Origin of the sequence: Burkholderia guangdongensis, assembly GCF_013403875.1 — a bacterium.
In the GTDB taxonomy this organism is placed as follows: domain Bacteria; phylum Pseudomonadota; class Gammaproteobacteria; order Burkholderiales; family Burkholderiaceae; genus Burkholderia; species Burkholderia guangdongensis.
Genome location: NZ_JACBNX010000027.1, coordinates 61,935 through 74,301, shown reverse-complemented (window position 1 = coordinate 74,301; position 12,367 = coordinate 61,935). Strand labels below are relative to the sequence as shown.

The following is a 12,367-nucleotide window of genomic DNA, read 5'->3' as shown; positions in this document are numbered from 1 at the left end:
CACCTGCATGATGCTAGAGACCAGAGATTTACCCCTCGTCGTCGATCTCGACGGCACGCTGCTCCTGACCGGCGCGCTCGCGGAATCCGTCGTGCGCGCGGTGCGGCGCAACCCGCTGATCCTGCTGAAGCTGCCCGTCTGGCGGCTGAAAGGGCGCGCGGCGTTCGGCCACGCGCTCGCCGCGCGCGCGGATCTGTGCGTCGACACGCTGCCGTATCGCGAGCCGCTCGTCGACTACCTGACGGTCGAGCAGCGTCGCGGGCGGCGGATCGCGCTCGCGACGGACGCGCCGCATGCGATCGCAACCCGCATCGCCGCGCATCTGGGCGTGTTCGACGCGGTGCTCGCGACCGAAGACGGCATCGCGCTGCGCGGGGATGAGAAGCTCAAGCGCATCCGCGAGCGGTTCGGCGACCATTTCGTCTACGCGGGCGGGCGTGCCGCGGATCTGCCGATCTGGCGCGCGGGCGGCGGCGCGATCCTGGCTGGCGCGTCGAGCACGGTGTCGCGCGCGGTTCGCTCGAGCGCGTTCGTCGAGCGCGAGTTCGCCGGCGACACGCGCAGCGGCGCGCTGTGGCTGCGTGCGCTGCGCGCGCGGCAGTGGCTGAAGAATCTGCTGCTGTTCGTGCCGCTGATCGCCACGCTCACGCTTTTCGACGCGGGCCGGTTCGCATCGTTGCTGCTCGCGTTCTCGGCGATGTCGCTCGGCGCGTCCGCGGCCTACATCGGCAACGATCTGTGGGATCTCGACCGCGATCGCCGCCATTCGCACAAACGCGAACGGCCGTTCGCGAGCGGCCGGCTGCCGATCGGCGCCGGGATCGGGGCCGCGATGGCGCTGCTCGCGCTGTCGTTCGCGCTCGCGTTCGCGGTGTCGGCCGGATTCGCGGCGATGCTCGCGCTCTATCTCGCGATGGCGAGTGCGTATTGCTGGTGGCTCAGGCCGTATGTGATCGTCGACGTGCTCGTGCTGTCGCTGCTGTACGCGCTGCGCATCGTCGCGGGCGGGCTCGCGGCGAACGTCGACGTCGGCGAATGGCTGCTCGCGTTTTCCGCGTTCGCGTTCCCGAGCCTCGCGCTCGCGAAGCGCTGCGCGGAACTGGTTGCGCTGCGCCAGGCCGGCGCGTACGCGACGCCGGGGCGCGACTATCGGGTGTCGGATCTCGAAGTGCTGTGGCCGCTCGGAGGCGCGACGTCGATCGGGGCGGTGATCGTGTTCGGGCTCTTCATCCGGTCGCCCGACACGCAGCTCGCCTATGCGCTCCCGGATCTGCTGTGGTTCGTGGCGCTTGGGTTCATCTATCTGTTCGCGCGGCTGTGGATCGCCGCCGCGCGCGACGATCTGCGCGACGACCCTGTCGCGTACCTGCTCGGCAATCGCGGCAGCTTGCTGACGCTCGGCGCGATCGTCGCGACGGCGGTGATCGCGCATTCGGCGACGCTCGATTGAGATTCGGAATGCGGGCGCCGGGCATCGGGCATCGGACGCCGGCGCCCGGCAGCGTCGGGCCGCGTGACCTAGTATCGAAATGACGTCGCGATGGCCTGCTGTGCCGGCAGGGTGCGTCCCCGTCGACGCGCGGCATCGGTCATCGACGTCGCGATCCGGCGACCTCGGTCGTCAAGGAGCACGTCATGCAGCAGACCACGCCGGCCGCGCGCGAATGTCGCGAATGTGACAAGCGGCGACCCATGCCGGCCGGCGACGCTTGGGACCGCGCCGCGCACGCGACGGTCGCGGCGGCGACGATGGGGATGTCGCCCGCGTCGCTCGCGATCGCGTGGTTCGACTGGGCGACGCATCTCGCCGTGTCGCCGGGCAAATGCGTCGATCTCGCGATGCAGGCCGGGCAGGCGGCGCTGACCGGGTTTCGGCCCGCGCCCGCGCCGGCCGCTCATCGGCGCGAAATCGGTGAAACCGGCGAAACCGGCGGGTCCGACGCGCCCGCGCTCGCGGCGGCGCCGCCGTTCGATCCGCGTTTCGTGGGCAACGCATGGTCGCGCTGGCCGTTTTCCGTCTATCGCGACGCGTTCCTGTCGATCGAGCAATGGTGGCAGCAGGCGACGACCGGCGTGCCGGGCGTCGATCGCCATCACGAGGATCTCGTGCGCTTCTTCGCGCGCCAGTGCATCGATGCGTGCTCGCCGGGCAACTTCGTCGCGACGAATCCGGTCGTGCTCGACGCGGCGCTCGAAAGCGGCGGGAGGAATTTCGTCGACGGCGCGCGGCACTGGCGCGAGGATGTCGACGCGATGCTCGCGCATCTGCGCGGCCAGCCGTTCAGGCCGGCGGCCGGCTTCCGCCCGGGCCGCGAACTCGCGGTGACGCCGGGCCGCGTCGTGTTCCGCAACGCGATGTTCGAGCTGCTGCAGTACATGCCGAAGACGCAGCGGGTCGCGCGTGAGCCGATCCTGCTCGTGCCGTCGTGGATCATGAAGTACTACATCCTCGATCTGCAGCCGCACAACTCGCTGATCCGCTATCTCGTCGACGAGGGCTTCACGGTTTTCGCGATCTCGTGGCGCAATCCGGGCGAGGAGGCGCGCGACGTCGGTCTCGACGATTACCTGCGCGACGGGCTGCTCGCCGCGCTGAACGAGGTGCGCGCGCGCTGCGGCGACGCGGTGCACGCGGTCGGCTACTGCCTCGGCGGCACGCTGCTCGCGATCGGCGCGGCGGCGCTCGCGCGCGACGGGCACGCCGACGCGCTGCGCACGATGACGCTGCTCGCCGCGCTGACCGATTTCAGCGACCCGGGCGAGCTGGGCCTCTTCATCGACGCGAGCGAGCTCGCCGCGCTCGACGCGCTGATGTGGCGCCAGGGCTACCTCGACGGCGCGCAGATGCGGGCCGCATTCCAGTTGCTGAACGCGCGCGACCTGGTCTGGTCGCGGATGATGAGCGAATATCTGCTCGGCCGGCGGCTGAAGCCGAACGACCTGACCGCGTGGAACGCTGACACGACGCGAATGCCGTACCGGATGCACAGCGAATACCTGACGCACCTGTTCCTCGACAACGATCTCGCCGAGGGCCGCTATTGCGTCGACGGCCGCCCGGTCGCGCTCGGCGACATCGAGACGCCGACGTTCGTCGTCGGCACCGAGCGCGATCACGTGTCGCCGTGGAAGTCGGTGTATCGGCTGCATCTGCTCACGCATCACGCACTGACGTTCGTGCTGACCGCGGGCGGGCACAACGCGGGGATCGTGTCCGAGCCCGGTCATCCGAAGCGCCATTACCGCAGCGCGACGCGCGAGGCGGATACGCCGTATCGCGGCGATCAGGCGTTCTTCGACGATACCCCCGTCGTCGCCGGCTCGTGGTGGCCATGCTGGTCCGGCTGGCTCGAACGGCATTCGACGGGCGAGGTCGCGGCCCGCGACGTGCCGGACGGCCTCGCCGACGCGCCCGGCACGTACGTGCACGAATCGTAGCGGCACTCACACGCCGGTCACCAAACCTGTTTAGAATGCCCGACATTACCGTCCGAGCCGCGCAAGCGCCGCGGCCGCCGGCACGCGCGCCCGCCGCCGCGCGTCGGCGCGGCTTGCCCATCGCCCAGGAGCGCCGCCGTGTGGCACTTTCCCGTCGCAATTCCTCCGTCGCTCGGCCCGTGGGTCGTGTTCGCGAGCGTGCTGATCACGCAGCTCGGCGTGCCCGTGCCGGCCGTGCCGATGCTGATCTTCGGCGGCACGATGGCGGCGATGGGGCAGGCGTCGTACGCGAGCATGTTCCTCGCGGCGATCGGCGCGACGATGATCGCGGATTCGCTGTGGTTCTACATGGGCCGCATGCACGGCCGGCGTCTGCTGAACGGGCTCGTCCGGTTTTCGCTGTCGCTCGACACGACGCTGCGCGTCGCGCGTAACGTTTTCGAAAGATACGGCGCGCCGCTGCTCGTGCTCGCGAAATTCCTGCCGGGGCTCGGCCTCGTGTCGGCGCCGCTGCTCGGTACGACCGCGATCGGCTTCGGTGTGTTCATGCTCTGGGATCTGGCCGGCGCGTCGCTGTGGGCCGGGTTCTGGCTCGTCGGCGGCGCGGCCGTGCACGACCAGATCGTCCAGCTCACGCTTTGGGTGCGCAGCAGCGGCGGCACGATCCTCGATGCGTTCGCCGCGATCTCGATCACGTTCGTCCTCTATCGCTGGGTGCGCCGCTTGCAGTTCCGGCGCTGGCTCGCGCAGGTGCGGATCTCGCCGCAGCAGCTCGACGACATGATGAAGTCCAGCGATCCGCCGCTGATCTTCGACGCGCGGCCGCGCGCGGTGCGCGAGCGCGAGTCGTACCGGATCACGGGCGCGTATCCGCTCGATCTCGATTCGCCCGACGCGCTCGATCCGGAGCTGATGAAGCGCCCGATGGTCGTCTATTGCGTGTGCCCGAACGAGGCGACCGCGAAGCGTATCGTCAGCCAGCTGCAGCGCAAGCAGATCCGCAACGTGAAGGCGCTGAAAGGCGGCCTCGACGCGTGGGAGAAACACGGCTATCCGGTCGAGCCGCTGCCGTCCGATTTCGACGCGTCGAAATATGTCGTGCCGCGCGAGCACGGCGTACTCGAAGGCGAATACACGGTGCGCGCGACGTTGTCGAAGTAAGCCGCGCGTCTACCCCCCCCGCATGCGTCATGCCTGTCCGCATCGCCTGTGCCGGCTGGTGTCGTCCGGTGCCGGCTTCATCGCATGCGTCCCCATTTCATTTCGATTGATCTAAATCACAAAGTCCCGATAGTGCCCATGGGATCCTGAGGCGTTCCAGCGGTCGACCGAGCGGCCGCCGCGGTGAACCCTCCGGGCACGAGGGCAGGCGGGCGCAAGGCCGCCTTTGGACGATGGGCGGGGTCCGCCAACCCCGCCCGTCCCTCCATTCGCCCATCCATCCGCCGGTTCAACCGGTCTGTTCGTCGAGCAGCGGCGCTCGAACGATATTGGCCCCGTTCGCTTTCACAGCTTCCCCGCAGAAACAAAGCGCAAACATCAAGCGCAGACATCAAGCGATCACGCATGCTCCGACGTCGTTGTCGGGCAGGCGAGCGCAGGCTCGCTGACGCTGCCGGTGAATCGCGCGTGCAACGCGGCGACGAAGCGTTGCAGCGCGCTCACCGAGCCAGCGACGCTCTGATATTTTTCTCGTCCGATCTGCCCGTCGAGCGTCACGAGCATGCCGGCCTGACGGGCGAGCGCGAGCAGTGCGTCGAGCTCCTCGTCAGTCTCCTCGCGCGGCGACGATACCTCGTGCCCCGATTGCACGTCGCGCGCCTTACCCCGATAGCCGTATTGATTCTTCAGAAACGTGCCGCATGTCATGATGGGTCTCCTGCGCCGGAATCCCCCGCCAGATCTGTGCCCGCGTAGAGAACATCCGTCATGAACGTTTTGTTCATGGCTTTAGTATCGCGGACGGCCCGTTCCGCACCAAGAGGGCCTTTCCGAACTTGGTGTCAAGTATTTCCGATGCGGCTATCGGAAATGTCTTACACCCCCATTTCCCGAGATGCCGTTTTTTAAGCGAGCGGTTCACCGCGCGCCTCCCTTGACGGGAATATTGACCGAGTCTAAGTTCGTTTCTGCGCCAGCCGACGGTGCCCGTCAATCGCACGGGCACGCGGCGGGCGCGCCGCGTCTCCGGGGCGACGCGCGCCGCTTCCATCGTCCGTGCGTTTGCGCGCACGTGCGCCAGTTCGCTGTCGATCCGTCCAGGATCCCATCACCCGGCCCCCACCGGGTGCCGTCCGCGCCGCGGCCGGTTCTCATGCAGCGCCCCGGGGGGCACGCCCGTCGCGTGCCGTTTCGCCTACAAGTCTCCAACGCTCCACGCTTCGAAACACGTGAACCTTTCAATTACTTGAAAGACGGGAGTATGTCGATGTCACAGGACAGGCTGTTCGAGATGCTGGTTGAGGCCGCCGCCCAACGGTCGATCGCCAAGGACGAACTGCAACACATGATCGAGGACGAAGTCCGCGCGCTGTCGTCCGACGCGCGCGTGCACGATTACATCCACGTGTTCGCGATGCGCCATCTGCGCGAGCGGATCCTGTCGGACGACCGCGCATCGCGCGCCGCACCGCCGGGCTATCGCGCCGCCGAGCCCGTCCATGCGGGCCATGAATGATGACGGCCTCGCGCCGTACCTGATCGAACACGATCCGCCCGATCCGCCCCTCGGCTCGGGCTTATCACGCGCAACACCTCCTCGAATTGATTCAGCGCAAAACGACTCAAGTCGGCTCGCGCGGTGCCGTTTACGTCTGATAGTTCGTCCACCGCACCCGCGCCCGTCCATCCCTTACGAGTCATTGCCATGCTTTCGTCCCTCCGGGCACGCATTCTCGCCGCGTGCATCGCCATCGTCGCGTTCGCGCTCGCCGCAAGCACGTTGATCAATTACGCGATCGCCCATTCGTACAACGACGACGCGATCGACCGGAACCTCACGTCGGTCGCGAGCGGCCACGTCGTCGGCATCGGCGACTGGGTCGCGTCGAAGAGCCGGATGATCGAGTCGCTGCAGGACGCGGCGCTGTCGCCCGACCCGCTGCCGACGTTCAAACAGCTCGCGGCCGCCGGCGATTTCACGAACGTCTATGCCGGCTACGCGGACAAGACCTACAAGTTCTCGGACCCGACCGGCATCCCGCCCGACTACGACCCGACGATCCGCCCGTGGTACAAGCAGGCCGCGCAGACCGGCAAGGCGGTCGTCACGCCGCCTTACGTCGACGCCGGCACCGGCAAGCTCGTCGTCTCGTTCGCGGTGCCGGTCGTGCGCGACGGCGCGCTCAAGGCGGTCCTCGGCGGCGACGTCGCGATGGACAGCGTGATCGCGAACGTGAAAGCGATCCGCCCGACGCCCGCGAGCTTCGGCATGCTCGTCGACAGCGACGGCCACATCGTCGCGCATCCGGATCCGAAGCTGACGCTGAAGCCCGTCGCGGACGTCGCGCCGGATCTCGCCGGCATCAATCTCGCGTCGCTCGCGGCGGCGCGCGCGCCGGTCGAGGTGCACGTCGGCGGCGACACGAAGCTCGTCCGCGCGCAGGCGGTGCCCGGCACCGACTGGTATGCGATCGTCGCGCTCGACAAGGCCGAAGCGACGGCCGGCATGCGCTCGCTGCTCGGCGCATCGCTCGTGACGCTCGTCGCGATCGTCGGGATCGCGTCGCTCGTCATCGGCGCGATCACCGCGACCGCGTTCCGCCGGTTGTCGCAGGTGCGGGACGCGATGACCGCGATCGGCTCCGGCACCGGCGATCTGACGAAGCGGCTGCCCGCCGACGGCGGCGACGAAGTCGCGGACATCGCGCGCTCGTTCAACGCGTTCGTCGACAAGCTGAGCCACGTGATGCGCGAGATCCGCGACGCGAGCGAATCGGTGCGCACCGCCGCGAACGAGATCGCGGCCGGCAACGTCGACCTGTCGTCGCGCACCGAATCGGCGGCCGCGAGCCTCCAGCAGACCGCCGCGTCGATGGAGGAAATCACCGCGACGGTCGGCCAGTCGGCGAACGCGGCCGGGCAGGCCGACGCGCGCGCGGCGGCCGCGTCGAAGATCGCGTCGCACGGCGGCGCGGTCGTCGCGGACGTCGTCGCGACGATGGGCAAGATCGAGGAAGCATCCGCGCGGATCGGCGACATCATCGGCGTGATCGACGGCATCGCGTTCCAGACCAACATCCTCGCGCTGAACGCGGCGGTCGAGGCCGCGCGCGCCGGCGAGCAAGGGCGCGGGTTCGCGGTCGTCGCGCAGGAAGTGCGCAGCCTCGCGCAGCGCAGCGCGCAGGCCGCGCGAGAAGTGAAGGTGCTCGTCGAATCGACGGTCGACAGCGTCGCGGCCGGGTCCGGACAGGTGCGGCAGGCCGGCGAGACGATGCACGAGATCGTGACGAACGTCGCGAACGTGACGACGATCATCTCCGAAATCACGCACGCGGCGAACGAGCAGACGCGCGGCATTCAGGAGGTCAACCGCGCGGTCACGCAACTCGACGAGATGGTGCAGCAGAACGCGGCGCTCGTCGAACAGTCGACGGCGGCGGCGTCCGCGCTGCAGACCCAGGCGAACGCGCTCGCGTCGACGGTCGGGCAATTCAAGGTCGCGTGACCCGCGCGGGCGTGGCGATGTCGAATATGCGCGGCAACATGCCGCGCATTTGCTATCATCCGACGCTGTACAAACGTACAGTCATCGATCCCCGTGCCGCCGTCCCCGCCGCCAGACGCGTTCTACTATCTGACCAATTTCGAGCGTGCGCTCGCGTGGCTCGCCGAGCGTTATGACGACGTGCTCGACGAGCACGAGCATACGTTCCTGCGCGCGTTCGCGACGCTGCCTAGGCCGTCGCGCGCGCTGCTCGTGCGGATGCTGATGCGCAACGGGCCGAGTTTCCGCGCGAGCAAGCTCGTCTACGACGAGATCGGCTGCCCGCTCGACGCGGCCGCGCCGCTCGTCGCGCACGGCTGGGTCGATCCGGCGCCATCGCTGTCGCTCGACGAGGTTTTCGCGCTGACGACGAAGGCCGAGCTCGCGGAGCGGTTTCCGGCGCTGGCCGCGAGTCCGTCGGGCCGCAAGTCGGATTGGCTCGAGCAGGTGCGGCGCGATCTTGCCGCCGACGCGCCGGGCGCGGGTGGTGCCGGCTCGGCCCAAACTGGCTCGGCCCTGCTTGACGCGGCCCGGTCTAGCTCGGCACTGCCTGACGCGGCCCGGCCTGACGTGGCCCGGCCGTTCCACACCTGGTTCCCCGACACCGCCGACCGCGTGCTGCGCGTGACGGTCGGCGCGCTGTGCGACCGCCTGCGGCTGATGTTCTTCGGCAATCTGCACCAGGACTGGAGCGAATTCGTGCTCGCGGACCTCGGCGTGTTCCAGTATGAAAGCGTGCCGCTCGCGCCGTCGTCGCGCGCGTTCCAGCGGCGCGGCGACGTCGACGCGTATCTCGCGCTGCACGCGTGCCGCGACGCGCTCGACGCGTGGCCCGACGACGCACCGCTCGATCCGCTGCTCGACGCGGCCGATGCCATCGCGTGCGCGCAGCCGTGGCTCGCGACGCGCCGCGCGAAGCTGCTGTTCGCGCTCGGTCAGGCCGGCGAGCGGCGCGGCGCGTGGCCGTTCGCGCTCGACGCATATGCGAAGAGCGCGTGGCCGGGCAGCCGCCACCGGCGCATCCGCGTGCTCGAGCGCTGCGGCCGCGACGGCGACGCGCTCGCGCTCGCTCGGCAAGCGCGCGCCGCGTTCGAAAGCGACGAGGAGCGCCAGCGCGTCGAGCGGATGCTGCCGCGCCTTCAGCGCCGCGCGGGCGTCGCCGTCACGCGGGCAGCCGGCGCGTCCGCGGCGCCACGGGCGACGCTCGTGCTGCCGCGCCCGGGCGAGGCAACCAGCGTCGAATTCGCGGTGCGCGACCATCTCGCCCAGCCCGCGTCGACGGTCCATTACGTCGAGAACACGCTGATCAACTCGCTGTTCGGGCTGCTCTGCTGGGACGCGATCTTCGCGGCGGTGCCCGGCGCGTTCTTCCATCCGTTCCAGCGCGGCCCGGCCGACCTGCACGCACCCGATTTCGCCGCGCGCCGTGCCGACGCGTTTGCACGCTGCTTTGCCGAACTCGACAGTGGCGCGTACCGCGACACGATCCGCGTTCGCTACGAAGCGAAATTCGGCCTGCAATCGCCGTTCGTGTTCTGGGGCGTGCTGACCCCGGCGCTGCTCGACGAAGCGCTCGCGTGCCTGCCGCCCGCGCATCTGCGGCTGTGGTTCGCGCGGCTGCTCGCGGACATTCGCGGCAATCGCTCCGGACTGCCCGATCTCGTGCGCTTCTGGCCGGCCGAACGGCGCTATGAACTGATCGAGGTGAAAGGGCCCGGCGATCGCCTGCAGGACAACCAGACGCGCTGGCTTGCTTACTGCATCGCGCACGGAATGCCGGTGCGCGTCATCGACGTCGAGTGGGCTGACGATGCGCGCACGCCGGCCGATATGGCCGGCACGCTGTCCGCATGAGCTACGTCGTCGCGGTGCGGGCGATGTGCGAGTTCACCGCGCGGCGCGGCGATCTCGACCTGCGCTTCACGCCCGCGCCGACCGCGCTCGAAGGGATCGCCGGGCACGGCGCGGTGACCTCGCGGCGCGGCGCCGGCTACGAGACCGAGATTCCGCTGTCCGGCGCGTGGCACTCGCTGACCGTGCGCGGCCGCGCGGACGGCTACGATCCGGCCGCGAACCGTCTCGAGGAGATCAAGACCTACCGTGGCGATCTCGACGCGATGCCCGCCAACCATCGCGCACTGCACTGGGCGCAGGCGAAGGTCTACGGCCATCTGCTGTGCGCGGCGCGCGGCCTCGCCGAACTGACGGTCGCACTCGTCTATTTCGACATCGTGTCCGAGCACGAAACCGTGCTGACCGACACGCTGCCGGCACACGCGCTTGCCGCGTTCTTCGACGAGCAGTGCGCGTGCTTCCTCGCATGGGCCGAGCGCGAGGCCGCGCATCGCGATGCGCGCGACGCGGCGCTGCGCGCGCTGACGTTTCCGCACCGCACGTTCCGGACCGGCCAGCGCGCGCTCGCGGTCGCCGCCTACCGTGCGGCGCGCGACGGGCACAGCCTGATCGCGCAGGCGCCGACCGGCATCGGCAAAACGCTCGGCACCGTGTTCCCGATGCTGAAGGCGTGCGGCGAAGGCCGGCTCGACCGCGTGTTCTTCCTGACCGCGAAGACGTCGGGCCGCGCGCTCGCACTCGACGCGGTCGCCGCGCTCGGCGGCGGCACGCCGGCGCTGCCGCTGCGCGTGCTCGAGTTCGTCGCGCGCGACAAGGCGTGCGAGCATCCGGGCAGCGCGTGCCACGGCGAATCGTGTCCGCTCGCGCGCGGCTTCTACGACCGGCTGCCGGCCGCGCGCGACGCGGCGTTCGCGGGCCGCGTGCTCGACCGCGACACGGTGCGCGAGCTCGCCCGCGCGCACGACGTCTGCCCGTACTACCTCGCGCAGGAGCTCGCGCGCTGGTCCGACATGACGATCGGCGACTATCACTACTATTACGACGGCAGCGCGATGCTGTTCGCGCTCGCGCAGCAGAACCAGTGGCGGGTCGGCGTGCTCGTCGACGAGGCGCACAACCTGCTCGACCGCGCGCGCAAGATGTACAGCGCGTCGCTCGACCCGTTCGATTTCGCGGCCGCGCGCGAGGCGGCGCCGGCTGCATTGCGCGCCGCGTTCGCGCGGCTCGGCCGTGCGTGGAGCACGCTGGGCAACGCGCAGCCTGCGCGCTATGCCGCGTATCCGGCGCCGCCGGGGCCGCTCGTGTCGGCCGTGCAGAATCTCGTCGCGGCGGTCGGCGAGCATCTGGCCGACGCGCCGCGCGCGAACGACGACGCGCTGCTGCGCTTCCATTTCGATGCGGTGCGGTTCGCTGCGCTCGCGGACGCATTCGACGACGCGTCGATCTTCGACGCGACGCTGCACGATGCGCCGGAGCCGGAGCCGCCGCCCACGCCCACGCCGCCGCAGTTGCCCGGGTTCGATCGCGACGATCACGACGACCGCGACAACCGTGGCGATCTCGAAAGCGCGCCCGCCGCGCGCCGCCGCCGGCGCGTGCGCTCGACGCTGTGCGTGCGCAACGTGATTCCCGGCGGCTTTCTCGCGCCGCGCTTCGCGGCCGCGCACGCGACCGTGCTGTTTTCCGGAACGCTGAGCCCGTTCCATTTCTACCGCGACACGCTCGGGCTGCCGCGGGACACCGCCTGGCTCGACGTCGACGGGCCGTTCCGCGCGGAGCAGTTGACGGTACGCGTCGCGAGCCACGTGTCGACGCGCTGGCGCGACCGCGACCGCTCGCTCGAGCCGATCGCGGACCTGATCGCCGCGCAATACGACGCGCGGCCCGGCAATTATCTGAGCTTCCTGAGCAGCTTCGATTATCTGCAGCGCGTCGTCGAGCAGATGCGGCAGCGATACCCGCACGTACCGGTGTGGGCACAGGCACCCGGCATGGACGAGGCCGAGCGCGACGCGTTCCTCGCGCGCTTTCGCGCGGGCGGGTGCGGCATCGGGTTCGCGGTGCTCGGCGGGGCGTTCTCGGAAGGTGTCGACCTGGCGGGCGAGCGGCTGATCGGTGCGTTCGTCGCAACGCTGGGTCTGCCGCAGTTCAACGACGTCAACGAGCAGATGCGACGCACGCTCGATGCGCGGTTCGGCAGCGGCTATGACTATGCGTATCTGTATCCGGGATTGCAGAAGGTCGTCCAGGCGGCGGGGCGGGTGATCCGCAGCGAGGCCGATGAAGGTGTCGTCCATCTGATCGACGATCGCTACCGGCGGCCCGACGTGCGCGTGCTGTTGCCGCGGTGGTGGCGGGTGGGGTAGGGCC

General features: G+C 69.7%; 8 protein-coding genes. 7 read left to right on the top strand and 1 reads right to left on the bottom strand.

The window, feature by feature from the left end; genetic code table 11:
• Window positions 1-7 precede the first annotated feature (7 nt).
• The 3 genes from HZI36_RS23045 (at window position 8) to HZI36_RS23035 (ending at window position 4,599) form a co-directional block, all read left to right on the top strand.
• On the top strand, window positions 8-1,450 hold the full coding sequence (locus HZI36_RS23045) for a UbiA family prenyltransferase (protein ID WP_246327185.1): 1,443 nt from the start codon (window positions 8-10) through the stop codon (window positions 1,448-1,450).
• 185 nt (window positions 1,451-1,635) lie between these two features.
• Window positions 1,636-3,438, top strand: a complete 1,803-nt coding sequence (locus HZI36_RS23040) for a PHA/PHB synthase family protein (RefSeq protein ID WP_179404984.1) — start codon at window positions 1,636-1,638, stop codon at window positions 3,436-3,438.
• Between the two features lie 138 nt (window positions 3,439-3,576).
• A complete protein-coding gene (locus tag HZI36_RS23035) occupies window positions 3,577-4,599 on the top strand; it encodes a VTT domain-containing protein (RefSeq protein ID WP_179404983.1) in 1,023 nt (340 codons plus the stop codon).
• A gap of 399 nt (window positions 4,600-4,998) precedes the next feature.
• Here HZI36_RS23035 and HZI36_RS27385 read toward each other — a convergent pair whose 3' ends face one another.
• Window positions 4,999-5,307, bottom strand: coding sequence for a hypothetical protein (locus tag HZI36_RS27385; RefSeq protein ID WP_179404938.1), 309 nt, complete (start codon window positions 5,305-5,307; stop codon window positions 4,999-5,001).
• A 559-nt stretch (window positions 5,308-5,866) separates the two neighbouring features.
• Here HZI36_RS27385 and HZI36_RS23025 point away from each other — a divergent pair.
• The 4 genes from HZI36_RS23025 to HZI36_RS23010 all read left to right on the top strand — a co-directional run bounded on the left by HZI36_RS23025 (window position 5,867) and on the right by HZI36_RS23010 (window position 12,363).
• The gene (locus HZI36_RS23025; RefSeq protein WP_179404982.1) at window positions 5,867-6,115 is read left to right on the top strand and encodes a DUF3562 domain-containing protein; all 249 of its coding nucleotides are present in this window, start codon (window positions 5,867-5,869) and stop codon (window positions 6,113-6,115) included.
• A 189-nt stretch (window positions 6,116-6,304) separates the two neighbouring features.
• Complete coding sequence (locus HZI36_RS23020) at window positions 6,305-8,104, top strand: methyl-accepting chemotaxis protein (protein ID WP_179404981.1); 1,800 nt, start codon at window positions 6,305-6,307, stop codon at window positions 8,102-8,104.
• A gap of 93 nt (window positions 8,105-8,197) precedes the next feature.
• On the top strand, window positions 8,198-9,997 hold the full coding sequence (locus tag HZI36_RS23015; protein WP_179404980.1) for a VRR-NUC domain-containing protein: 1,800 nt from the start codon (window positions 8,198-8,200) through the stop codon (window positions 9,995-9,997).
• Window positions 9,994-12,363 carry an ATP-dependent DNA helicase gene (locus HZI36_RS23010; RefSeq protein ID WP_179404979.1) on the top strand — a complete coding sequence of 790 codons (2,370 nt, stop codon included), beginning with the start codon at window positions 9,994-9,996 and terminating at the stop codon, window positions 12,361-12,363. Before HZI36_RS23015 ends, HZI36_RS23010 begins: the two co-directional genes overlap by 4 nt.
• The last annotated feature ends 4 nt before the right edge of the window (window positions 12,364-12,367 follow it).